This is a genomic window from Asanoa ferruginea (genome assembly GCF_003387075.1).
GTDB classification, from domain to species: domain Bacteria; phylum Actinomycetota; class Actinomycetes; order Mycobacteriales; family Micromonosporaceae; genus Asanoa; species Asanoa ferruginea.
In genome coordinates this window covers 8,431,602-8,453,029 of sequence record NZ_QUMQ01000001.1, presented here as the reverse complement: position 1 = coordinate 8,453,029, position 21,428 = coordinate 8,431,602, and the positions used below count along the sequence as shown (strand labels likewise).

Genomic DNA, 21,428 nt, shown 5'->3' with positions numbered 1-21,428 from the left:
CAACCAAGACCACGCTCCGGTACGACGATTCACCACCGTTCACACCGGCATCGTTCGCCGCATGAAACGACGGACACTCCTCTTCGGCGGCCTCGCCGCGACGCTCGGCGCCGGCCTGCTGGTCCCCAGTTCCACCCCGGCCGTGGCCGCGCCCGCAGCAGGTGCGACGCCCGCGGCGGCCTACCCGGCGGCAGCGGCGGCGATGCGGGCGGCCGGTGGCGCGTACGCCGGTTGGGTCGGCTCCGGTCGCCGGTTCCTCGAGTTCGACCCGCGCGGCGACGGCACGGCGGTCGAGGTGGTCGGCGACCTGGCCACCGCCGACCGGATCGCGGTCGTGGTGCCCGGCGTCGATACCACACTGGCGACGTTCACCAGCGGCCTCGGCGGCGTCGAGCGGCGGGCACCGGCGACCCAGGCCCGCGAGGTCTACTCCGCGGCCGCCGCCGCCGACCCGGAGGCGAAGATCGCGGTCGTCGCCTGGCTCGGCTACGACCCGCCGGAGGGCATCGGCCTGGAGGCGGCCCGCGAGGTCCGCGCGCACGCCGGAGCCCGCAACCTGGACGCGTTCACCCGCTGGCTGGCCGACCGCCGGCCGGACGCCCGGATCACCCTGATCGGCCACAGCTACGGCGCCGTGGTGGTCGGCCTCGCCGCGCCCGCGCTGCCGCCGCAGGTGACCGCGCTGGTCGCGCTGGGCGCGCCGGGCATGGGCGCCGACGACGTGGCCGACCTGCACACGCGAGCGGCCGTCTACAGCGCGCTGGCGCCCACCGACTGGATCCGCCGCATACCCCAGGTGCGCCTGCTCGGCCTGGGCCTGGGCACCCGCCCGTCGAGCGACTCGTTCGGCGCCACCGCGCTGCCCACCGGGGGAGTGCAGGGACATGATTTCTACTTCTCACCGGGTACGGCCAGCCTGGCCGCCATCGCCGCCGTGGTGACCAAATGACCGCCCGCCGGGACGCCGGAATCGACGCCGTGCGGGCAATCGCCATCGCCGGCGTGGTGCTCGGGCACTGGCTGGTCACCGCACTCGTGCTCGGCGACGACGGCGCCCTGCATGTGAACAGCCCACTGGCCGCGCTACCCGCGCTCCAGCCGGTGAGTTGGCTGTTCCAGACGCTGGGCCTGTTCTTCCTGGCCGGCGGATACGCCGCCGCGGCGTCGGCGGCCCGCCCACGCCCGGCGCCGGCGGCCGGTGTTGGTGCGCCGGTGCGTTGGCGGTTGCCGCGCCGGCTGCGCGTCCTGGCGGTGCCGGTCGCCGCCCTGCTGGGTCTGCTGGGCCTCGCCCTGACCGCCGGCGCGCTGGCCGGGGTGCCCGAGGCGACCCTGCGTACCGTCGGCAAGCTGGTCCTGAGTCCATTGTGGTTCCTGTTGCCGTTCCTGGTGCTGACCGCGTTGGTCGGCCCGATCGCCCGGCTGGTCCGCCGGTGCGGCCCGGTCCCGCTCGTCGTGGCGGCGGCCGCGGTCGTGCTCGCCGCCGACCTCGGCTACGGCTTCCTGCCCACGACGCTGGTCGCCGCCTGGTCGGTGCCGTTCGTGCTCGGCGTGGCGCTGGCGTCCGGGCGGCTGGCCGGCCGGCGTACCGGCTGGGCGTTGCTGGCCGGCGGCGCGCTCGCGGTGGTCGCGCTGGTGATGTTCGCCGGCTACCCGGCCAGCGCCGTCGGGGTACCCGGCGCGGGACGCTCCAACCTGGACCCGCCCTCGCTGGCCGCACTGGCGCTCGCGTTCGCGCAGACCGGCGCGGTGGTCCTGCTGCTGCCCTGGCTGCGGCGGGTCGGCACCTGGCGCCCGGTGCGCGCCCTGAACGCCGCCGCGCTGCCGGTCTATCTGTGGCACCAGGCCACCATGATCTCCGTCACGGTCGCCGTCGCCTGGCTCGGCGGCCGCCTGCCCGGGCTGCTCGCCGCGCCGGATGGATACGCGTGGGCCGCCGCCCGGTTCGCCTGGCTTCCGCTGTTCGCGGCCGCCCTCGTGCTGGTCGTCCGGCTCGCGACAATGGCGCCGGATCGCGGCGCGGATCGCGGTCAGCCGCGCCGCGTGGCCGCGCTCGGTGCGGTCGCCTGGCTCAGCGCGATGGCGGCGGATCGCGGCCGGCTGCTTCGCCTGGCCGCGCTCGCCCTGGTCGCCTGGCTTGCCGCGGTCGGGTCGGGCGCTCGGGCCACCACCAGTCGGTTGCCGCGGCCCGCGACAGCGGCCGCCAGCGTGGCGGAGCGTCCGGCGGGCGGCCGACCGCGGCGACCATATCGGACGGTGCCCGGCCAACCTTCCGGCCTATGGCACGGTGGCGGCGGGCACAGGATAGAATCACGGATGGTTCGTGTGCCCGGCCGACGTATGGAGGTGATCGCCGTGCGAGACAGCGATCCTCCGAGTCGCAGCCGGGCCGCCGTCCGGTCCCGCTAACAGCTGCGACCGACGACAGCCAGAAATCCCTGCCGGCACCCCGCCGCGCCGCGCCCGCTTCGGGCCCGGCCTCGGCGTGACGCCGTCCGGCTGCGACTCTCCTCCGCCGCGATTCCCTGCACTCCCAGTCCCACCGTCGCATCGGAGAGCCGTGATGAACCGTCGTCTGATGGCACCACTGGGTTTCACCCTCGCCGCCGTCTGGGTTGTCGTCGTCGTGATGCTGGTCAACAACGCGAGTTGACCGGCATCCGCCGTCAGCGCGGCCCACGCCACCCGTCGCCTGCCGGCGCCGCGGGATCACCGGGACACCACGCGGGCATCGACGCAAGCCCGACCTCGGGTGCGGCGCAGGCCGGCCAATCCGAGGCCGCCGGCCGCGAGGCCGGCATCGGGCTTGGCTCCGCCCGTGGGGCGCGAGGCCGGTACCCGGCTTGGCTCCGCCCGTGGGGCGCGAGGCCGGTACCCGGCTTGGCTCCCCCCGCCGGCGTGCGGCCCGCATCTGGCTAGGCCCCAATGGCCGGTTGTGACGCAGGTACCCGGCTTGGCCTCGTCGCCGGCCCTCAAGCCGGCATCCGGCTTGGCCCGCCCCGGCCTCCGGTCGGGCTGCCGGCGTGCAGCTTGGCCCGGTCGCTGGCCGTGAGGCGGGCATCCGGCTTGCCGGTCGCCAGTATCTGGCCATCCCGGGCCGCCGGCTACTGCGCCGCTATTCGGCTAACCCCAGCCCCGGTCGGTACCCCATGGCCGGCTCAGTTTCACCCTCCGCTGGATAGGTCCACCGACTCGCAGGACCAAGCGGGCGGAGTGCCGGCTGGCCCGGTCAGGGCAGTCGCGACGACCAGATCAGGCTGAGACCGGCCGCGATCAGGCCGAAGAGAAGTGCGAAACCCGCATACCAGTGGGTGACCTCGCGGGGCTCCACCCGATGGCCGATCGAGCTGCCCATATCTTCATAGACCCGCTTGAGCTCAGCCGCGCTGGCCGCCTCGTAGAAGAACCCACTCGTCGACTCAGCGAGCTGCGCCAGCGCGAGCCGGTCGACCGGCACCCGCTGTAGCTGACCCCCGATGTCGACCGTGCCATTGTCAGTGCCGAACGCGATCGTCGACACCGGCACGTTGGCCGCCTGCGCGGCCCCGGCCGCTTCCTCCATCGGGCGCCCGGCGGTGCGGAAGCCGTCGGAGAGCAGCACGATGCGGGCCGGTGGCGCGCCGTCGGCGCCGTCGGCGGGCACCGTGCGGATCGCGTCGAGGCAGGTGAAGACCGCCTCGCCCGTCGCGGTTGCCTCGGCCAGGGTCAGCCCGTCGATGGCCGCGGTGATCGCGGAGCGGTCCTTGGTCGGCGCGACCAGCACGTTGGCCGACTTGGCGAACGAGACCAGCCCCAGGTTGTAGGTCGCCGGCAGTTCCTCGACGAACTGTTTCGCGGCCACCTGCGCTGCCTCGAGGCGAGTCGGCGCTACGTCGCTGGCCTCCATCGACAGCGACACGTCGATGGCCAGCATGATCGTCGCGCGCTCCAGCGGTAGCTCGCGGTCGACCGACGGGCGGGCCATCGCCAGCGCCAGAGCGAGCAGGCTGAGCAGCAGGGCGCCGGCCGAGACGTGCTTGCGCCAGCCCAAGCCGCGCGGCGCGAGCGACCGGAGCAGCTCGACGTTGGTGAACCGCATCGCGTAGTCCTTGCGGCGCAACTGCCGCCAGACGTACGCGGCGGCGACGAGGACGACCGGCACAAGGGCCAGCAGCCACCACGGTTGCAGGAAACGGATCATCGTGTCGTACCCCGGGTGCGTGCGTGTCGCTGTGCGGCGACGAACCTGACGATGTCGAGGAGCCAGTCGGAGTCGGTGCGCAGCCGCAGGTGTTGGGCGCCGGCGGCGCGTAGTTCGTAGGCGATCGCGGAGCGCTGCGCGGCGGCGCCGGCGGCGTATCGGGCGCGCAGTTTCGCGTCGCCGGTGTAGACCTCGTGCAGCGCGCCGGTCTCCGGGTCGGCCAGCACGAGCACGCCGACGTCGGGCAGTTCGAGCTCGCGCGGGTCGACCACCTCGATCGCGAGCACGTCGTGCCGGACGCCGAGCTTGCGCAGCGGCCGGCCCCAATCGGCCGGCGGCGCCATGAAATCGGAGATCACCACGGCCATACCCCGGCGGCGCGGTGGGCGGTTGAGCATGTCGATCAAGGCGCCCAGGTCGGTGCGGCCCGGTTTTATGGGGGTACGCGCGACCGCGCGCAACAAACCCTGCGCCTCCTTGCGGCCGGGGCGGGCCGGCAGTCGGGAGGTGTAGCCGCCGCCGGTGCCGACCACGGCACCGATCCGGTTGCCGCCGCGGACCGTCAGATGGGTGACCGCCGCGGCCGCCGCCACCACCAGGTCGCTCTTGAGCATCTGGGCCGTGCCGAACGAGAGGCTCGCCGACAGGTCGATCGCCAGCCAGGTCTCGAGCTCGCGGTCGGACACTGTCTGCCGGGTGTGCGGGACCGTGGTGCGCGCGGTGACCGGCCAGTCCATCCGCCGCACGTCGTCGCCCGGCCGGTATTCGCGGGACTCGCCCGGCTCCGTGCCCGGGCCCGGCAGCAGCCCGATGTAATCGCCCTGGAGCAGCCCGTCGAGCTTGCGGGTGATCAGCAGTTGCAGCCGCGAGAGCACCTGCTCGGCCCGTGCCGTCGCCACGCCGCCGCTGGCCGCGGCCCCGGCATGCAGCCCGGCCGTGTCGGCGATCCGGTCGGCCCTGGTGCGCCCGGACCCGGACCGCCCCGGCTCCGCGCCGGGCCGCAACGGCTCCGCGCCAGACCGCGCCGCATCCGCGCCAGAGGCCGCGCCGGACCGCGCCGCATCCGCGCCAGAGGCCGCGCCGGACCGCGCCGGCTCCGCGCCAGGGGCCGCGCCGGACCGCGCCGGCTCCGCGCTGGGGGCCGCACCGTGCTGCCACGGACCCGAGCCAGACGCTCCGGACGCGGCGCCCGGGTGTGGCGGTGTGCCGGCGGGGCCGGACGTGTCCGGCCGGCGCCCAGGCTCCGCGGGTGCGGTCACGGCAGGCGGCCCGGCCAGGCGCCGGCGGGCTGCGCGGGTGGCTGGGGTTGCGGGCCCGCAGTGGCGTGCTGCCGGGGTGCGACCGAGGGCATCGGGACCGCGTGCATCAGCCGGGCCACGATCTGGTCGGCCGGCACGTCGTCGGCGAGTGCGTCGTAGCTGAGCACCAGGCGGTGCCGCAGGATGTCGGGTGCGATGTCCTGCACGTCCTGCGGCAGCACGTAGTCGCGGCCGCGGAGCAGGGCCAGCGCCCGGGCCGCCCGGACGATGCCGAGCGAGGCGCGCGGGCTGGCGCCGTATTGGATGAGCTGCGCGACGTCGGGCACGCCCGACTCGGTCGGGTTGCGGGTGGCCAGCACCAGCCGCACCGTGTAGTCGACCAGCGCGTTGTGCACGAACACGCCGTCGGCCTTGGCCTGGAGCGCGACCAGGTCGGCCGGGCTGAACACGACCGCCGGCTCCGGCGGCTTGACGCCCATCCGGTAGACGATCTCGCGCTCTTCGGCGTCGGACGGGTAGCCGACCAGGATCTTCATCAGGAAACGGTCGCGCTGTGCCTCGGGCAGGGGGTAGACGCCCTCCTGCTCGATCGGGTTCTGGGTGGCCATCACCAGGAACGGGTTGGGCACCCGGTGTGTCACGCCGCCGATCGAGACCTGCTGCTCCGACATCACCTCGAGCAGCGCCGACTGCACCTTGGCCGGCGCCCGGTTGATCTCGTCGGCGAGCAGGAAGTTGACGAACACCGGGCCGAGTTCGACGTCGAACTTCTCGCTCGACTGCCGGTAGATCCGGGTGCCGATCAGGTCGGCCGGCACCAGGTCGGGGGTGAACTGGACCCGGGCGAAGGTGCCACCGACCACCGTGGCGAGCGTCTCGACGGCGAGCGTCTTGGCCACGCCGGGCACGCCTTCGAGCAGGCAGTGGCCGCGGGCGAGGAGCGCGACGAACATCCGCTCGACCATCCGGTCCTGGCCGACGATCACCCGCTTGACCTCGAAGAGCGCGCGTTCGAGCAGCGTCGCGTCTTGCGCGGGAGTGGTCGCCGGCGGATCTCCGGGCTGCCCACCGGTCGGCATGACCGGGCCCGCGCCGTTGGGAGCGGCTTCGGGTTGCGGGGAGTCGGGTGCGGTCGGCTGGGCCACGGGTCCTCCACAGACGCGTTGCGTGGGTCGGCGGCGGCGCCCCCAGCGGGTCGCCACACCAGAGTCTGGCGGTCGAACCTGGGAACGCCGCAACAAGCCTTGCATGCCGGCCGGCGCGGCGTGCGCGCAGAACCGGATTCGCGTCGGGAATGCCGCTCCGCGACTCTCTGCAAACATGGGTAGACAAGCAGGGGAACGTCGCGTGTACGATTCCTCCACGCCGGGCGACTTCCCCCGTGGTCGCCCGGCCCTTAACTCTCTCGATGCCGTGCCGCCGTAGACTTCGGTGAGTGGAACCCGAGATCGAGCCGATCTGCTCGGCCAAGGGCTGTCGTCAGCCGGCCGTCCACGAGATCCGCTGGAACAATCCCCGGATCCATCCGCCCGAGCGGCGCAAGGTCTGGTTGGCCTGCGAAGACCATCGGGAGAGCCTCGCCGACTTCCTCGACCGCCGCGGCTTTCTCCGCGAGGTGGCGCCGTTCCGGTGATCGCCTACCCTCATAGAGGTGGATATCGCCGCGGCCGAGCCGAGCAGCCCCCTGGAACCGTGGCCCGACACCGTCGAGTGGCAGCCGGTCTCGCGTGACCTGATCTGGGTCGAGCTGATCCGGTGGGGTGCGTCCGCGGCGATGCTGCTGCTCCCGCTCGGCATCCTGTGGGCCATCTTCGGCATCTGGCCGCTCGGCCTGGCGTTCGTCGTCGTGTTGGTGCTGATGCTCTGGCGGTTCTGGGCGATCTTCCGGGCGGTGCGGGCCTGGGGCTACGCGGAACGCGACCACGACCTGCTGGTGCGGCACGGCCTGCTGGTCCGCCGGCTGTCGATCGTGCCCTACGCGCGGATGCAGTTCGTCGACGTCAGCGCCGGCCCGCTGGAGCGCGCGTTCAACCTGTCCACGGTGCAGCTGCACACCGCCGCCGCGGCCAGCGACGCCCGGGTGCCCGGTTTGCGGCCGGCCGAGGCGTCGCGGCTGCGTGACCGCCTGACCGCGCTCGGCGAAGACCGCGCCGAAGGCCTCTGAGCGATGACAAGCCCGCCCGCAGAGACTCCGCCCGCAGAGACTGCGCCCGCAGTGACCCCGCCGATAGCGACCACGGGAGAAGAACCGCGCCGCCGCCTGCATCCGCTCAGCCCGCTGCTGCACGGCGCCCGGGCCCTCGTGCTGATCGTCGCCGCGCTGTCCTGGCAGGCCCTCCGCGAGGTCGGCGTGGGCTGGTTCGCGCTGATGGTGCTCGTGCTGGTGTTCGGCGCGACGATCTGGTCGGTGATCACCTGGGCCAACACCGGCTATCACATCGTCGGTCACGAGCTTCGGGTGTACGAAGGCCTGCTCTGGCGCCGCACCCGCGCGATCCCGCTGGAGCGACTCCAGTCGGTCGAGGTCGTGCGCCCACTGTTGGCGCAGCTCACCGGCCTGGCCGAGCTGCGACTGGAGGTGGTCGGCGGCGGCAAGACCGAGGCACCGCTGGCGTTCCTGTCGGTCGCTGACGCGGCGGCCCTGCGCGACCGGCTGCTCGCCATCGCGGGCCGGTCGGCGCCCAGCCCCGAGGCCGCACCGGGCGACAGCCCCTCCTTGGTCGAAGGCGCCGCACCGCCGCGCGTATCCGATGAGCTTCTGGTGGTTAAAAACCGGGATCTGGTGATCAGTCAGCTCCTCACCCCGCAGGCGATCTCGCTGCCGATCGGTGTGGCCATCGTGGTGCTCCAGTTCGGCTACAACCCGTCGTGGTCGTTCATCGGCGTGGCGAGCACGATGACCGCGATCGCCGGCGTGCTGCTGCAGCCGGTGCGGCGGGTGCTCAGCGACTGGAACTTCCGGCTGTGGCGTGACGCCACCGCGCTGCGGCTGCGGTTCGGGCTGGTGGAGACCCGCGCGCAGACCGTGCCGGTCGACCGGGTGCAGGGCGTGACGGCGACCTGGCCGCTGCTCTGGCGGACCCACGGCTGGCTGCGGCTGACCCTCGATGTCGCCGGTGTCGCCGGGCAGGAGGGCGGCAACCGCGCGGAGACCGATCGGTTGCTCCCGGTGGGTACGCCCGACGTGGCCGACCGGGTAGCCGCCGCGGTGCTGCCCGGCGTGGTGGTGAGCGCGCTGGCCTTCGCGCCGCCGCCGCCGCGGACCCGGTGGTTCCACCCGCTGGCCCGGCCGAAGCTCGGTGTCGCACTGACCGACCGGATCGTCGCCACGCGGGAGGGGCTGCTGACGCGAACCGTGCTGATGCTGCCGTATGCCCGGATCCAGAGCGTCCGGGTCGTTCAGGGCCCGTTGCAACGCCTGCTCGGTGTCGCCACCGTTTACGCCGACACGGCCCGGGGGCGGTCGGCCGCGCTGCGCGACCGCGACCTGGCGGAGGCCTGGTGGCTCGCCGCCGAGCTGGCCGAGCGCGGCCGGGCGGCCCGGCTGGCCGCGCCCGACCGCGGCTATCCACAGGTGGGCGGGGCTCGTAGCTTGAGCGTGGTCGAGCGCCTACCCTGAGAGTCATGGAGCAGCAAGCGGAAGCGCCCTTCGCGCCGGGCTTGAGTGCACGGGTGGAGCTGACGGTCACCGACTCCGACACCGCACAGGCGCTCGGCTCCGGCGACGTGCCGGTGCTGGCCACGCCGAGGGTGTTGGCGCTGGTCGAGGCCGCGACGGTCGCCGCGACGGCGACCCGCATGCCGACCGGCATGACCACCGTTGGCACCCGGGTCGAGCTCGACCACAAGCTGCCGACGCCGATCGGCCGCACCGTCTACGCGGTGGCCAAGCTGGCCAAAGTCGACGGTCGCAAGCTCCTCTTCGAGGTCACCGTCGCTGACGGCCCCGGCGGTGAGTCCGCGGCCGTGGTCGCCGAGGGTCGGGTCGAGCGGATGTTCGTCGACCGGCACCGGTTCGTCGAGCGCGCCGTCGGCGGGTCATGACCCGGTCGTCCGAGCCCGGCTTCGTCGAGATCGCCGACCGGGTCTACCTGCTGCGTTATCCGGTCTACGACGTCAACGTGACGCTGATCGTCGGCGACGAGGCCGCCGTCGTGGTCGACACGCTCTCGACCCCGACCCAGGCCGCCGAGCTGCTCACCCTGGCCCGGCGGGTGACCGGTGCGCCCTGGGCCATCGTCAACACCCACCACCACTTCGACCACGCGTTCGGCAACGCCACGCTGGCGCGGCAACTGCCGCCGCCGGCCGAGCAGTTCCCGGTGTTCGGCGACCCGGGCGCGCAGGCGGCGGCCGAGACCCGGATCTGGGCCCACGAGGAGACCGCTCGGCTGCTCGGTCACGAGGAGACCGCCCGCCGGGAGGCCTGGGAAGCCGTGCAGGCCGGTTCGCGGCCCGAGCTGGCCGACGAGGTGGCCAAGACCGAGCTGTTGCCGCCCAACGAGATCGTGCTGACCGACGCGACCCTCGACGTCGGCGGCCGGCTGGTCGTGCTGGCGCATTACGGCCGCGGCCACACCGGCGGTGACCTGGTGGTGCACGTGCCCGACGCCGACGTGGTGATCGCCGGTGACCTGGTCGAGGAGAGCGGCCCGCCCGCGTTCGGCGACTCGTTCCCGCTGGAATGGCCGGGCACGGTGGCGGCGATGTTGCGGCTGACGACGCCGCAGACGCTGGTGGTGCCGGGCCACGGCGCCCCGGTCGGCCAGGGCTTCGTGACCGGCCAGCACGAGGAGCTGACCGAGCTCGAGTGGCTGATCCGCAACGGCCACGCCGAGCGGGTCCGGGTCGACGACCTGGCCCGGCGGGCCCCGTTCGGCGAGGCCGCCCACGTCGCGATCAAGCGGGCCTACACGCTCCTCGACGGGGAGTGAGCGGGCCCCGGCGACGCCGGGACCCGCCCGATCCTTTACGAGCCGACGCAGCTGACCACCGGGATGCCGTTGGTGGCGCCGGTGTAGGTGCCGAGGAACCCGAACGACGCCGTGCCCTCCGGCGCGATCGTGCCGTTCCAGGCGGCGTTGCGCACGGTCACATTCGTTCCCGAGCCGCCAGAGGTGCCGTTCCAGACCTGCGCCAGGCTCTGCCCGGACGGCCAGGCCCACGAGGCGGTCCAACCCCCGTACGCCCGGCTGCTGTGGTTCATGATCGTCACTTCGCCCTGGAAGCCGCCGCTCCACGCGCCGACCACTCGGTAGACCGCCATGCAGTCGCCGCTGCCGCTCGGCGGTGGTGTGGTCGGGTTGCTGGTCGGCCCGGTCGTGGGCCCTGTCGTCGGGCTCGGGCCGCCGGGATCGGTCGGGTTCTCGCTGCCCGGACCGACCCCGGTCACCGCGCCGTTGCCGCCGTCGAAGACCACGTCGGAGCAGCCGAAGAAGTTCTCGTTGCTGTCGGAGCGGACCCAGCGCGAGTAGATCAGGTGCCGCCCGCTCTTGCCGGCCGGCAGGTTGCCGCTGAAGTAGTAGTGCCCCTCGTTGGTGCCCGGCCCACCGTTCTGCGGCGGGTTGGTCACCGTCAGGAACGGCTGCGTCTCCAGGTCGGCCCAGGCCAGCGCCCGGGTCGGGCTCCAACTGTCGCGGGTCACATAGAAGTAGAACGTGCCGGGATGGTGGGCCCAGTTGCTGTATTTGAAATCGAACCGGGCGCCTGAGGTCAGGTGGGTCAGTGGCCAGTCGTTGCGGGCCTGGTTGTAGGCGGCGAAGGTCGGGTTGCCGCCGCCGCACAGCTCACCGTCGTTGATGAAACCGACGGTGCGGCCCGCGGCGTCGGAGCGCAGCACGCTGAACCAGTTGTAGAGCGGGTTGGTGCCGCCCTGCTGGACCGCGGCCGCGCAGGCCGGGTTGTGCGGCTGGATGTCGCCCTGTTGCGACAGCCCGTCCTTCCAGCACAGGTAGGTGCGGCTACCCGGTGCGATCGGGGTGCCGTGCCCTTCGGCGGGCAGTTGGCTGACCACGGTGACCACGCCGGCGGCGAGGATGGCAGCGGCGCCGAACATGGCGGCCCTGCGGATGAGTCTCACGATGGCTCCTCGGGTTGGGCACGCCGATGGGCGCGCCGTTGTCGACTCGGGGAGCGCGGGCTCGCGGGCATGCCGCGGCGCGCGCGTGACCCACCTGTGCCTCCACCTGGTGGGCGGCGCCAATCGCGAAAAATTGCCCGGCTTCGATATCGCACCACGACCGGGTGCGCGCCGGCAAGAGCCGCGCTGACAAGATGCTCCCCATGTCATACGCGGTGGTCCTCGGTGAGGCGTTGATCGACCTGCTCGACGGCGAGTGCGCCGGCGACCGGGTGTTCCGGCAGGTGATCGGCGGCGGCCCGCTCAACGTCTCGGTCGGCGTCGCCCGGCTCGGTGGCGACGTGTCGTTCGCGGGCTCGATCGGCGACGACGCGCTCGGCACCCGAATCGTCGATTTCCTCACCAGCGCCGGTGTCGACGACCGGGCGGTGGTACGCGCACCGGTGCCGACGACGCTCGCGGTGGTCACCTTCGCGGGTGCCGACCCGGAGTTCCGCTTCTACGGCACGCCGCCGTCCTACTCGCTGCTGACCGAGGTGCCGCGCGACCTGGTGGCCGGCTCGGCGGTTGTCTACTGTGGATCAATCGTGCTGCTGCACGCCGAGTTCCTGGCCGCCGCCCGGTCGGCCTGGTCGGCGGCCGGCGGCCTGCGCGTGTTCGACCCCAACGTGCGCCCGTCGCTGCTGCCCTCGGCCACAGACGTTGACCACCTGCGTACCGTCGTCGAGGAGTTCTGCGCCACGGCCGACCTGGTCAAGCTCAGCCACGCCGACGCGGCCGTGCTCTATCCGGGCCTGTCGCTGTCGTCGATGGCCGGTGATCTGCTCTCGCTCGGTGCCGGCGCGGTCGTGGTGACCCGCGGCGCCGCGGGCGCGCTGGTCGCGGTCGGCGACGAGCGGGTCGAACTGCCGGCGCCGGTGGTCGAGGCGGTCGACGCGACCGGCGCCGGCGACTCGGTGATGGCGGCATTGATCGCGGGCCTGCTCGCCGAGGGCCGGCCGGACGACGCCGAAGGGTGGTCCCGGCACGTGTCGTTCGCGCTGCGGGTGGCCGGGCTGGTCTGCGAGCGGCCCGGGGGAGCGGTGGCGATGCCGACCCGCGCCGAGGTGGCCGCGCGCTACGGTTCGGCGGTATGAACCAGTCGTTCTTCTCGGATCCCGGCAAGCACGCGGCTCTCCTCGACGACCTGCCCGAAGACTTCGCAGCGCAAGGCGACGGACCTGACTGGCACCGGGTCGCCGACCTGCTCGACGCCGACCAGCGGCGCCACCCGGGCCGCCCGCTGTCCGCACCGCGCGCCCACCCGTTCGGCGCGTCGACCCGCGCTGCGAGCCTGCTGGTGGTCGCGGCGCTGCGCCGGCGCGGCGTGCCGGCCCGCTGCCGGGTCGGTTTCGCACCCCGCCGTGGCTACGCGCCGCAGGTGATCGCCACCCCGGGCGGCCGGGCCGACGACGGCTTCGTGCTCGCCGGCGAGGTCTGGCTGGCCTACCGGGACGGCGTGGTCGACGCGTCCCGCTACGGCGGCGGCGCCGCCGTCCGCGACGCCGTCCTGCGCGACCTGGCCCACGCCAACGCCGACGAGGTGCCGCTGGCCGAGACCTGGGGCCCGATGGGCCCGGACCTGGTCGGCGACCTCGACGTGATCGACGACCTCGCGGCCCTGCTGGTGGCCACCTTCCTGGGCGACGAGGTGGCCGAACGGGAACTGGCCGAGCGCTACGCCACCGACCACCGCATCCGCCCACCCCACGCGCTGGCCAGGGCGGCTTAGGCCCGAACGGCGGACGCGGCCCGTCAGCGCATCAGCGAGGATCGGTTTCCGTGGGGCTCTTCTGCCGGCTGGGCTGGCACGGTTGGACCGGCGCCGACGGGCAGGTCGCGTGCGGGCGTTGCCGTTCGGTCGCCGTCGCGGCGCGGCCGGTCCAGGTGCGGATCGTCTGGTGGTCGCTGGTCGGCATCATCGTCGTGTCGCTCGCCCGGGCGGCGGCGGCGCTGGCCGTGCGGGCCGACGTCGAGGCGTTCGCGGCGGTGTGGTGGCCGCGGCACATCTACCGGGCGCAGATCGCCGACACGCGGTCGGTCGTCTCCTACAGCGTGTTCGTCGGCGTGATCCTCGCCGTCGTGCTGGTGCCGCTCGTGGTCGCGCTGCGCGGGCCGCTCGCCCGGGCCCACTGGATCACGTTCGGCGTGCTGTGCGCGTCGCTGCTCACGCAGGTGGTCTACATCAGCAACGACGTGGCGCAGGTCGTGCCCGGCTGGTATCCGCTCACCCAGCAGTTGCTCGAACTCGTCCTGCTGGTCGCCTCGGGTGCCGTGCTCGTGCTGCTGCTCCACTCGGCCAGCGGGCTCTACTTCGACGAGGGCGTGGGGCGGCGCGACGCGTCCGACGACGACTTCGACCGTGCGGTGGCGGCCATCCGCAAGAGCAGGGAGCTCTAGAGCGGCCCCTCCGGTGTGGACCCCAGCACCGGCACGGCGCCGGCGGTGATCTTGTCGATCTCGACCAGGTCGTCGTCGGTCAAGGTGAGGTCGGCGGCCTCGGCCGCGGTCTGGATGTTCTTCGGGCGGCGGGCGCCGACGATCGCCACGTTCACGCCCTCCTGCGCCAGCACCCAGGCGACCGCGAGCTGGGCGACCGTCATCGACCGGCGCGCCGCGAACGCCGCCAGGTCGTCGACGATCGCCAGGTTGCGGGTGAAGGTGTCGCCGGTGAACGCGCTCGCGCCGGCCCGCCAGTCGGGGTCGGTGAAGCGGGTCGTCGGCTCCAGCGCGCCGCTGAGCATGCCGCTGCCCAGTGGGCTGTAGGCGAGGAAGCCGAGGTCGAGGCGGCGGGCGTACGGCAGGATCTCGTCCTGGACCTCCCGCTGGAACAGGTGCAGCGGCGACTGGAGCGTCTCCACCGGCCGCACCGCCTCGAACGCCGCGAGTTCGGCGACGTCGTAGTTGGACACCCCGACGTGGCGGATCTTGCCCTCGTCGACCAGCTCCTGGAGCGCGGTCGCGGTCTCCTCGGCCGGCGTCGCCGGATCCGGCCAATGCACCTGGTAGAGGTCGATGTAGTCGACACCGAGGGCGCGCAGGCTCGCCTCGACGCCGGCCCGCAGATAAGGAGCGCGCGCGTCGCGGGTGCGGTCGCTGCCCGGGTTGATGCCGCCCTTGGTGGCCAGCACCACCGACTCCCGGTCGGTGTCCAGTGTCGACCGCAGCGCCCGGCCGAGCAGCTCCTCGGCGCTGCCGAAGCCGTAGCCCTGTGCGGAGTCGAACAGGTTGATCCCGAGCTCGTGCGCGCTCCGGATCGCCGTCAGGACGGCGGACTCGTCGACGTCGCCCCAGTCGCCGCCGAGCTGCCAGGTGCCGTAGGCGATCCGGGAGACCTCCAGCCCCGACCGTCCGAGTGTCGTGGTCCGCATAGATCCAGCCCACACCCGGGCCGAGCGGCCGGTGACCCGTTCGGCGGTATTGAGAAGCAGATCACCGAACGCGACGTCCGATCGCCGCCAGACGCGTCGGCCGTACCCGATCAAGCTCTTGACCATGGAAAACACACTTGATGGCAAGGTGGCCCTCGTTACCGGCGGTGGCCGCGGGATCGGCGCGGCGGTGGCGCTGCGGCTGGCGCGAGAGGGCGCGGCGGTGGCGCTGACCTTCCAGCGCGACGAGGTGCGGGCCGACCAGGTCGTGCGCGACATCGCCGCGGCCGGTGGGCGGGCCGTCGCGGTGCGGGTCGACAGCGCGGACCCGATCGCGCTGGTGGCGGCCGTCGACCGGGTCGCGGCGGAGTTCGGCCGGCTGGACATCCTGGTCAACAACGCCGGCGCGTTCCTGCTGGGCCCGCTGGAGGAGCTGAGCCTGGCCCAGTTCGACCAGACCGTGGCCGTCAACGTGCGGGCGCCGTTCGTGGCGTCGCAGGCGGCGGCCCGGCACATGGCGGCCGGCGGCCGGATCATCAACATCGGCAGCAACGCGGCCGAGCGGGCGGTCTTCCCGGGCTTCGCGCTCTACTCGCTGAGCAAGACCGCCCTGATCGGACTGACCAAGGCGCTCGGGCGCGAGCTGGGCCCGCGGGCGATCACGGTCAACCTGGTCAACCCCGGCCCGACCGACACCGAGCTGAACCCGGCCGACGGCCCCAACGCGGCCGTGATCAACGGGTTCACCGCCCTGGGCCACTACGCCGAACCGGCGGACGTGGCCGCGGCGGTCGCGTTCCTGGCCGGCGGAGGGGGCCGCTACATCACCGGCGCGACCGTCAACGTCGACGGCGGTTTCACCATCTGAGTCGATGTAAAACATTCTCGACATGAGGTCAAAGATTTGCTACCTTCGTGTTGTCAAAAATTCTTAACACACGAAGGAGTACGTCGATGACTCTCGAACAGCGACGGGCCTGGGTCAGGTTGGTGGTGGCGCTCCCGGCCTACGCCGCCTACCTGGTCGTCGTGCTGGGCGGGCTCGACGGCCGGCCACTGGCCGAGGCGTCCTACGCGGGCCCGCTGTTGTGGACGGTCGGCGGGGCCATCGTCGCCGCGATCGTCGCCGAGGTCGTGGTGGCGGCGGCCAACCCGAAGGCGAGCCAGGTCAAGGACGACCGCGACCGCGAGATCGGCCGCCTCGGCGACCAGGTCGGCCAGCCGTTCGTGGTGATCGGCGCGGTCGCGGCGATGCTCATGGCGGTCGCCGACTGGTCGCCGTTCTGGATCGCCAACGTGATCTACCTGGGCTTCGTGCTCTCCGCGGTCGTGGGCGGCGTGGCCAAGGTCGTCGTCTACCGCGGGGGCGTCCCGCAATGGTGAAGGCGACCCGGGTCACCAACCGCATCCGCGCGCTGCGCTTCGCCAACGCCGAGATGACCCAGGCCGACCTGGCCGACCGGATCGGCGTGACCCGGCAGACCGTCATCGCCATCGAGCAGGGGCGCTATTCACCGTCGCTGGAGATGGCCTTCCGCATCGCCCACGTGTTCAAGGTTCCGCTCGACGACGTCTTCCAATACCCCGATCAGGAAGAGGAAGCCCGATGAAGGCGATCACCCAGACGGTGTACGGCTCAGCCGACGTCCTCGAACTACGCGAGGTGGCCCAACCGGCGATCGGTGCCGGCGAGGTGCTGGTCGAGGTCCGCGCGGCCGGCGTCGACCCGGGCGTGTGGGTCGCGATGACCGGCCGGCCGTGGGGCGTCCGGGTCGCGTTCGGGCTGACCCGGCCGAGGGTCCAGGTGCGCGGCCGGGCGCTGGCCGGCGTGGTCGCGGCGGTCGGCGCCGACGTCACCGGCTTCAAGCCCGGCGACGAGGTCTACGGCACTTCCACCGGCGGCACGTTCGCCGAATACGCCGCAGCCAGCCCGCGCAAGCTGGCCCGCAAGCCGGTGCGCCTGACCTTCGCACAGGCCGCCGCGGTGCCGATCTCGGCGGTGACCGCGCTCGAGTCGGTCCGCGCCGGCCGGGTCCAACCTGGACAGAGGGTGATGGTGATCGGCGCGGCCGGCGGCATCGGCGCCTACGCGGTGCAGCTCGCGAAGTCCTGCGGCGCCACGGTGACCGGCGTCTGCGGCGCCGACAAGGTGGCGCTGGTCCGCTCGCTCGGCGCCGACGACGTCATCGACTACACCACGGCCGAGGTCGACCGCGACGGCGGTGTCTACGACGTCATCATCGACACCGCCGGCTGCCGGCCGCTGTCGCTGCTGCGGCGCGCGCTCACCCCGCGCGGCACCCTCGTCATCGCCGGCGGCGGCCACGACCTCCCGGGCCCGGTCGGCGGCTTCACCCGGCAGCTGCGGGCGCCGTTCGTGTCGATGTTCGTCAGCCAGCGGTTGCACGGGCTCACGTCGAGGGAGCGGGCGGCCGAACTCGACGACCTGACCCGCCTGATCGACGACGGTGCGCTCACCCCCGTGATCGACCGCACCTACCCGCTCGCGTCGGCGCCCGACGCGATCCGCTATCTCGCCCAGGGGCACCCCGCCGGCAAGGTCGTCGTGACGGTCTGACGGGGCCTCCGGTTTCGCGGTCGGCGGCGAATAATGCGGCGCATGGAGAACTCCCGCTATCTCGACTGCCTGGCCGCCGACTTCGAGCGGCTCCGCGCGGTCGCGGGGATCGATCCCGCGGCGCCGGTGCCGAGCTGTCCGGGTTGGGCGGTCGCCGACCTGACCCGGCACGTCGGCGAGGTCTACCTGCACAAGACGCTCGCCATCCGCGACGGCGCCGAGCCTGAGCAGTGGCCGCCGGCCGAGCTGGCCGCCGAGGCGCCGATCGCGTTGCTCGACCGGGCCTACGCGGCGCTGCGCGGCGAGCTCGAGTCGCGCGCGCCGGGCGACCCGGCCGGCTCCTGGTATGCACCGGGCCAGACAGTCGGCTTCTGGATCCGCCGGATGGCGCAGGAGACGGTCATCCACCGCGTCGACGCCGAGCTGGGCACGGGTCAGCCCGTCGCACCGATCCCGACCGACCTGGCCATCGACGGCGTCGACGAGCTGCTGAAGGTTTTCGTCGCATACTGCGTCGGCGAGTGGACGAGCGACTTCAAGGAGATCCTCGACCGCTCGCCCGGCCGCACCTACGCGCTGCGCACCGACGGCGCCGCGTGGCGGGTGCGCACCGGCCCTGACACGTTCGTGGTGGAAGACGGTGCCACCGACCACGCCGACGTGACGATCAGCGGGCCGCCCGCGGCGCTGTTGCGCTGGGTCTGGCACCGGCTGCCGGAAGGTGTCACGGTCGACGGCCCGACCGACGAGCTGAACGCCTGCATCACCAAGGCGACCCAGTAGCTAGATGAGCGGGGCGTTGCAGGCGGCGACCAACGCGCCTCGGCACGCCGCCGCCAGCGGGCGCAGGGCCGCGTCACGGGCCTGTGCCTCGAAGCCGTTGACCGCGCCGCCCGGCGCGACCTCGTCGGCCAGCGCCAGCACGTGGTCGAGCACGTTGGCCCGGGCGAAGAGCCGGCGCGACCGCGGGTCGAACCCGGGCGGCAGCTCGTTGGCGCTGTCGGGCCGGCGGATCGCGGCCAGTGCGCCGGCCAGCTCCGGCCGCCACTGTGCGATGTCGAGCCGGGCGAGGGTGTTGGTCGCCTCGGCCAGCATCAGGTTGAGCTCACCCTCGGCCTCGCTGACCGTGATCGGCACCGGCGGCGCCGTCTCGGCCGGCAGCGGGAAGACCCGCCACAGCACCGTCTCGAAGGTCATGCCGGATCCCGACGTGTGCGTGCGTACCTCGGGAATCAGGCCCAGCTCGCCGGCGATCACGGCCTCGCCCGCGAGCAGCGCCGCGCCGGTGAAGTCACCCGGGCCGGGCAGGCCGCGCGGGTCGCCGGGCGCCGGCAGCACGAGCCGGATCTGGTCGGGGGTCAGTTTGGAGAACGCCGTCAGGCCCTCGCGCAGCGGGACATCGGTCCACGCGCCGGGCGCATCGGCGACGAGGTGCTCCTCGTCGCGGGCGACTTCTTCGGCGACCTCGTCATAGGGGACCAGGCCGGCGCGCCACGAACGCACCCAGGCCACGAGCCGGCTCGACCGGCGCGTCGCGAGGGTGGTGGCACCCGCTGCGGTGGACATGCAGGAAAGGGTACGTGCTGACCGCGTCGCTGTCTCGATCGTGCGACGTGCGGTACCCGCGAGGAACACCACACCAGGCCGACCTGGACACCTCCCACGGAACCGGTCGATCCGGCGCGTCGGGTGAGGACGGTGCCGGACGGGCGGCTAACGTCCGGACACATGTATGGGGAGGATGTGCTGGCGGGCGACTGGCGCCGCCGCAAGGTGACACCCGAGGTCGACGCCGAGCCCGACCTGGTCGTCGAAGACGCCGATTCCGGCTTCTGCGGCGCGGTGGTGGGCTTCGAGATGGGCGCGGTCGTGCTGGAGGACCGGTTCGGCAAGCGCCGCAACTTCCCGCTGCTGCCGGCCGCGTTCCTGCTCGACGGCCAGCCGGTGACCCTGCGGAAACCGGCCGTGGCCGCCGGCCCGCCGAAGCAGACCCGCACGGCCAGCGGCTCGGTCGCGGTCGCCGGCGTCACCGCGCGGGTGGCCCGGGCGAGCCGGATCTGGGTCGAGGGCATCCACGACGCCGCGCTGGTCGAGCGGGTCTGGGGCGACGACCTGCGGATCGAGGGCGTGGTCGTGGAACCGCTCGACGGGATCGACGCCCTGGCCGCCGAGGTCGCCGCGTTCCGGCCCAGCACGTCGCGCAAGCTCGGCGTGCTGGTCGACCACCTGGTACCCGGCTCCAAGGAGAGCCGCATCGTCGCCGGGGTCACCTCACCGCACGTGCTGGTGACCGGGCATCCCTACGTCGACATCTGGCAGGCCGTGAAGCCGGCGGCGGTGGGCATCCGGGAATGGCCCGTGGTGCCGCCGGGACAGCCGTGGAAGGAGGGCATCTGCGCCGCCCTCGGTGTCGCCGAACCGGCCGACATGTGGCGGCGGATCCTGCGCACGGTCCGCTCCTACAAAGACGTCGAAACGCCCTTGATCAACTCGATGGAGCGGCTGATCGATTTCGTGACCGTGGAGGGTTAGGGCCCCAGCCGGTCCGGGTGGCGGGTGAAGATGAAGGTGGCGATCTCCAGCGCCGCCGGCACGCCGTGCTCGTCGCGCCGCACGGTCAGCACCTCGCCGTCGTTGGGGCCGCCGCGGCCACGCCAGCGGTCGGTCGCCTCGGCCGTGAACCGGGTCGGCTTCGGCGCGCCGGTGCGCAGCTGCGACAGCACGAACTCGCTGGTCGCGTCGTGCCACGCCAGGTCGTATTCGATGCCCATCCACCACCAGCGGCCGGTCAGCGGCGCGAGCGGCGGCGGTGGCGCGCCGGCCGGGCGCCAGGCCTCCGGCAGGTCCGGCTCGCGGTCGAGCACATCGGTCAGCACCGCCCGGCCGAGCTCGCTGATCGAGCCCTGCCGGAAGCTGTAGGCGTTGGCGAAGCCGACCACTCCGGTGCGCGACCTGCGGTGCACCGCGAGGCAGGCCAGATAGCCGGGCATCGAGCCGCCGTGTCCGACGTAGACCCGTTCGCCGACGCGGTAGAGCTCCAGCCCCAGGCCGTGCCCGCCGGTCCACGCCTCCAGGTCGCTGATCACCACCGGCGCCGACATCTCGGTCATCGTGTCGTTCGCCAGCACCTCCGGCTTGGGCGCCGCCAGGAAGGCGGCCCATTTGGCCAGGTCGGTCACGGTCGACCAGAGCTGGCCGGCGGGCGCCATCGCGCCGGTGTCGGTCCGCGGTTCTTCACGCAGGGTCGACGACCACGGGTGTACGACGTAGCCGCGCGCGAACGGCTCGACCGGGTGGTAGGTCGTGGCGCGCATCCCCAGTGGATCGAAGAGCCGCTTGCCCAGCAGCGTCGTCCAGTCTTCACCGGTCGCCCGGCGCAGCACCGCACCGAGCAGCCCGTACGCCAGATTGGAGTAATGGTAGGTGCGGTGTGGTGGGAATGCGATCTTGTCGGGCGTCAGGCCCGCGAGCAGCGCGTCGATGTCGTCGCCCTCGTGCCGCTCCCACCACTTGCCCTCCGGCTCGCGTTGCAGGCCGGCGGCGTGCCCGAGGAGTTGGCGCAGCGTCACGCTGCCGACCGGCGTGCCCGGCAGGTGCCGGTAGAGCAGGTCGTCGAGCGCCAGCCGGCCCTCGTCGCGGAGCTGGAGGACCAGCGTCGCGGTCATCGTCTTGGAGATCGAGCCGATCCGGTAGCGGGTGTCCGGGCCGGGCGGTGCGTCGCCCGGTGTGGCGGGCCCGCCGGCGGTCGCGACGTGCACGAGCTCGCCGTCGCGGACGACGCCTAGGGAGATCGACGGGACCCGGCCGGCGGCCTGGGCGTGTGCGACGGCGGCGTCGACCGAGCGGGCGGTCTCCGGCAGCAACGACGTCATCTCGGGTGGGCTCCTCGGGCTGGCGGCGGGGCGGTTCCGGAGGGTCAACTGAT

General features: G+C 73.1%; 23 protein-coding genes. 16 read left to right on the top strand and 7 right to left on the bottom strand.

What is annotated here, in order from left to right:
- Positions 1-61 precede the first annotated feature (61 nt).
- On the top strand, positions 62-949 hold the full coding sequence (locus DFJ67_RS39370) for an alpha/beta hydrolase (RefSeq protein ID WP_116074402.1): 888 nt from the start codon (positions 62-64) through the stop codon (positions 947-949).
- Positions 946-2,406 carry an acyltransferase family protein gene (locus DFJ67_RS39365; RefSeq protein ID WP_116074400.1) on the top strand — a complete coding sequence of 487 codons (1,461 nt, stop codon included), beginning with the start codon at positions 946-948 and terminating at the stop codon, positions 2,404-2,406. The genes DFJ67_RS39370 and DFJ67_RS39365 overlap by 4 nt, the downstream gene beginning before the upstream one ends.
- An 820-nt stretch (positions 2,407-3,226) precedes the next feature.
- Here DFJ67_RS39365 and DFJ67_RS39360 read toward each other — a convergent pair.
- From DFJ67_RS39360 to DFJ67_RS39345, 3 genes are all read right to left on the bottom strand, one after another.
- On the bottom strand, positions 3,227-4,177 hold the full coding sequence (locus DFJ67_RS39360; protein ID WP_116074398.1) for a VWA domain-containing protein: 951 nt from the start codon (positions 4,175-4,177) through the stop codon (positions 3,227-3,229).
- The gene (locus DFJ67_RS39355) at positions 4,174-5,106 is read right to left on the bottom strand and encodes a DUF58 domain-containing protein (RefSeq protein WP_170216252.1); all 933 of its coding nucleotides are present in this window, start codon (positions 5,104-5,106) and stop codon (positions 4,174-4,176) included. Before DFJ67_RS39355 ends, DFJ67_RS39360 begins: the two co-directional genes overlap by 4 nt.
- 326 nt (positions 5,107-5,432) lie before the next feature.
- Positions 5,433-6,581 carry an AAA family ATPase gene (locus DFJ67_RS39345; protein WP_116074392.1) on the bottom strand — a complete coding sequence of 383 codons (1,149 nt, stop codon included), beginning with the start codon at positions 6,579-6,581 and terminating at the stop codon, positions 5,433-5,435.
- Positions 6,582-6,871: 290 nt separating this feature from the next.
- Between DFJ67_RS39345 and DFJ67_RS39340 the strand changes: the two genes are divergently transcribed.
- The 5 genes from DFJ67_RS39340 to DFJ67_RS39320 all read left to right on the top strand — a co-directional run bounded on the left by DFJ67_RS39340 (position 6,872) and on the right by DFJ67_RS39320 (position 10,370).
- The gene (locus tag DFJ67_RS39340) at positions 6,872-7,069 is read left to right on the top strand and encodes a hypothetical protein (protein ID WP_116074390.1); all 198 of its coding nucleotides are present in this window, start codon (positions 6,872-6,874) and stop codon (positions 7,067-7,069) included.
- A 141-nt stretch (positions 7,070-7,210) separates the two neighbouring features.
- Positions 7,211-7,600: a PH domain-containing protein gene (locus DFJ67_RS39335; protein WP_409362951.1), complete on the top strand. Its 390-nt coding sequence runs from the start codon at positions 7,211-7,213 to the stop codon at positions 7,598-7,600.
- 3 nt (positions 7,601-7,603) lie between these two features.
- Entirely contained in the window at positions 7,604-9,055 is a 1,452-nt protein-coding gene (locus DFJ67_RS39330) for a PH domain-containing protein (protein WP_116074384.1), read from the top strand.
- Between the two features lie 5 nt (positions 9,056-9,060).
- On the top strand, positions 9,061-9,480 hold the full coding sequence (locus tag DFJ67_RS39325; RefSeq protein ID WP_116074382.1) for a thioesterase family protein: 420 nt from the start codon (positions 9,061-9,063) through the stop codon (positions 9,478-9,480).
- Positions 9,477-10,370 carry an MBL fold metallo-hydrolase gene (locus tag DFJ67_RS39320; protein WP_116074380.1) on the top strand — a complete coding sequence of 298 codons (894 nt, stop codon included), beginning with the start codon at positions 9,477-9,479 and terminating at the stop codon, positions 10,368-10,370. Before DFJ67_RS39325 ends, DFJ67_RS39320 begins: the two co-directional genes overlap by 4 nt.
- Before the next feature lie 35 nt (positions 10,371-10,405).
- Here the strand turns inward: DFJ67_RS39320 and DFJ67_RS39315 are convergent, their stop codons facing one another.
- The gene (locus DFJ67_RS39315) at positions 10,406-11,491 is read right to left on the bottom strand and encodes a lytic polysaccharide monooxygenase auxiliary activity family 9 protein (protein ID WP_116074378.1); all 1,086 of its coding nucleotides are present in this window, start codon (positions 11,489-11,491) and stop codon (positions 10,406-10,408) included.
- Positions 11,492-11,718: 227 nt separating this feature from the next.
- Here DFJ67_RS39315 and DFJ67_RS39310 point away from each other — a divergent pair, with 227 nt between their 5' ends.
- The 3 genes from DFJ67_RS39310 to DFJ67_RS39300 are packed head-to-tail and all read left to right on the top strand — an operon-like array spanning position 11,719 to position 13,954.
- Positions 11,719-12,651, top strand: coding sequence for a carbohydrate kinase family protein (locus DFJ67_RS39310; protein ID WP_116077191.1), 933 nt, complete (start codon positions 11,719-11,721; stop codon positions 12,649-12,651).
- Complete coding sequence (locus DFJ67_RS39305) at positions 12,648-13,286, top strand: hypothetical protein (protein WP_116074375.1); 639 nt, start codon at positions 12,648-12,650, stop codon at positions 13,284-13,286. The genes DFJ67_RS39310 and DFJ67_RS39305 overlap by 4 nt, the downstream gene beginning before the upstream one ends.
- Positions 13,287-13,336: 50 nt before the next feature.
- A complete protein-coding gene (locus DFJ67_RS39300; protein WP_116074373.1) occupies positions 13,337-13,954 on the top strand; it encodes a hypothetical protein in 618 nt (205 codons plus the stop codon).
- Here DFJ67_RS39300 and DFJ67_RS39295 read toward each other — a convergent pair.
- Positions 13,951-14,925 carry an aldo/keto reductase gene (locus DFJ67_RS39295; RefSeq protein ID WP_116077189.1) on the bottom strand — a complete coding sequence of 325 codons (975 nt, stop codon included), beginning with the start codon at positions 14,923-14,925 and terminating at the stop codon, positions 13,951-13,953. The genes DFJ67_RS39300 and DFJ67_RS39295 overlap by 4 nt on opposite strands.
- A gap of 124 nt (positions 14,926-15,049) precedes the next feature.
- Between DFJ67_RS39295 and DFJ67_RS39290 the strand changes: the two genes are divergently transcribed.
- From DFJ67_RS39290 to DFJ67_RS39270, 5 genes are all read left to right on the top strand, one after another.
- On the top strand, positions 15,050-15,793 hold the full coding sequence (locus tag DFJ67_RS39290; protein ID WP_116074371.1) for an SDR family NAD(P)-dependent oxidoreductase: 744 nt from the start codon (positions 15,050-15,052) through the stop codon (positions 15,791-15,793).
- Between the two features lie 86 nt (positions 15,794-15,879).
- Positions 15,880-16,308 carry a hypothetical protein gene (locus tag DFJ67_RS39285; protein ID WP_116074369.1) on the top strand — a complete coding sequence of 143 codons (429 nt, stop codon included), beginning with the start codon at positions 15,880-15,882 and terminating at the stop codon, positions 16,306-16,308.
- Positions 16,302-16,535, top strand: coding sequence for a helix-turn-helix transcriptional regulator (locus tag DFJ67_RS39280; protein WP_116074367.1), 234 nt, complete (start codon positions 16,302-16,304; stop codon positions 16,533-16,535). Before DFJ67_RS39285 ends, DFJ67_RS39280 begins: the two co-directional genes overlap by 7 nt.
- Complete coding sequence (locus DFJ67_RS39275; protein WP_116074365.1) at positions 16,532-17,503, top strand: NAD(P)-dependent alcohol dehydrogenase; 972 nt, start codon at positions 16,532-16,534, stop codon at positions 17,501-17,503. Before DFJ67_RS39280 ends, DFJ67_RS39275 begins: the two co-directional genes overlap by 4 nt.
- A 42-nt stretch (positions 17,504-17,545) precedes the next feature.
- The gene (locus DFJ67_RS39270) at positions 17,546-18,286 is read left to right on the top strand and encodes a maleylpyruvate isomerase family mycothiol-dependent enzyme (RefSeq protein ID WP_116074363.1); all 741 of its coding nucleotides are present in this window, start codon (positions 17,546-17,548) and stop codon (positions 18,284-18,286) included.
- Here the strand turns inward: DFJ67_RS39270 and DFJ67_RS39265 are convergent, their stop codons facing one another.
- Complete coding sequence (locus tag DFJ67_RS39265) at positions 18,287-19,069, bottom strand: Rv1486c family protein (RefSeq protein WP_116074361.1); 783 nt, start codon at positions 19,067-19,069, stop codon at positions 18,287-18,289. It abuts the gene before it with no gap.
- 162 nt (positions 19,070-19,231) lie between these two features.
- Between DFJ67_RS39265 and DFJ67_RS39260 the strand changes: the two genes are divergently transcribed.
- Complete coding sequence (locus DFJ67_RS39260) at positions 19,232-20,035, top strand: DUF3097 domain-containing protein (RefSeq protein ID WP_116074359.1); 804 nt, start codon at positions 19,232-19,234, stop codon at positions 20,033-20,035.
- On the opposite strand, the gene DFJ67_RS39255 is transcribed toward DFJ67_RS39260, so the two are convergent.
- Positions 20,032-21,375, bottom strand: a complete 1,344-nt coding sequence (locus DFJ67_RS39255; RefSeq protein WP_116074357.1) for a serine hydrolase domain-containing protein — start codon at positions 21,373-21,375, stop codon at positions 20,032-20,034. The two genes, DFJ67_RS39260 and DFJ67_RS39255, sit on opposite strands and share 4 nt — an antisense overlap.
- Between the last annotated feature and the right edge of the window lie 53 nt (positions 21,376-21,428).

Coding starts and splice junctions, on each gene's coding strand:
- DFJ67_RS39285 (WP_116074369.1), top strand. CDS start 15,880: ATGACTCTCGAACAGCGACGGGCCTGGGTCAGGTTGGTGGTGGCGCTC.
- DFJ67_RS39255 (WP_116074357.1), bottom strand. CDS start 21,375: ATGACGTCGTTGCTGCCGGAGACCGCCCGCTCGGTCGACGCCGCCGTC.
- DFJ67_RS39270 (WP_116074363.1), top strand. CDS start 17,546: ATGGAGAACTCCCGCTATCTCGACTGCCTGGCCGCCGACTTCGAGCGG.
- DFJ67_RS39370 (WP_116074402.1), top strand. CDS start 62: ATGAAACGACGGACACTCCTCTTCGGCGGCCTCGCCGCGACGCTCGGC.
- DFJ67_RS39265 (WP_116074361.1), bottom strand. CDS start 19,069: ATGTCCACCGCAGCGGGTGCCACCACCCTCGCGACGCGCCGGTCGAGC.
- DFJ67_RS39335 (WP_409362951.1), top strand. CDS start 7,211: ATGCTGCTGCTCCCGCTCGGCATCCTGTGGGCCATCTTCGGCATCTGG.
- DFJ67_RS39295 (WP_116077189.1), bottom strand. CDS start 14,925: ATGCGGACCACGACACTCGGACGGTCGGGGCTGGAGGTCTCCCGGATC.
- DFJ67_RS39320 (WP_116074380.1), top strand. CDS start 9,477: ATGACCCGGTCGTCCGAGCCCGGCTTCGTCGAGATCGCCGACCGGGTC.
- DFJ67_RS39330 (WP_116074384.1), top strand. CDS start 7,604: ATGACAAGCCCGCCCGCAGAGACTCCGCCCGCAGAGACTGCGCCCGCA.
- DFJ67_RS39310 (WP_116077191.1), top strand. CDS start 11,719: ATGTCATACGCGGTGGTCCTCGGTGAGGCGTTGATCGACCTGCTCGAC.
- DFJ67_RS39325 (WP_116074382.1), top strand. CDS start 9,061: ATGGAGCAGCAAGCGGAAGCGCCCTTCGCGCCGGGCTTGAGTGCACGG.
- DFJ67_RS39305 (WP_116074375.1), top strand. CDS start 12,648: ATGAACCAGTCGTTCTTCTCGGATCCCGGCAAGCACGCGGCTCTCCTC.
- DFJ67_RS39275 (WP_116074365.1), top strand. CDS start 16,532: ATGAAGGCGATCACCCAGACGGTGTACGGCTCAGCCGACGTCCTCGAA.
- DFJ67_RS39365 (WP_116074400.1), top strand. CDS start 946: ATGACCGCCCGCCGGGACGCCGGAATCGACGCCGTGCGGGCAATCGCC.
- DFJ67_RS39280 (WP_116074367.1), top strand. CDS start 16,302: ATGGTGAAGGCGACCCGGGTCACCAACCGCATCCGCGCGCTGCGCTTC.
- DFJ67_RS39315 (WP_116074378.1), bottom strand. CDS start 11,491: ATGTTCGGCGCCGCTGCCATCCTCGCCGCCGGCGTGGTCACCGTGGTC.
- DFJ67_RS39290 (WP_116074371.1), top strand. CDS start 15,050: ATGGAAAACACACTTGATGGCAAGGTGGCCCTCGTTACCGGCGGTGGC.
- DFJ67_RS39360 (WP_116074398.1), bottom strand. CDS start 4,177: ATGATCCGTTTCCTGCAACCGTGGTGGCTGCTGGCCCTTGTGCCGGTC.
- DFJ67_RS39260 (WP_116074359.1), top strand. CDS start 19,232: ATGTATGGGGAGGATGTGCTGGCGGGCGACTGGCGCCGCCGCAAGGTG.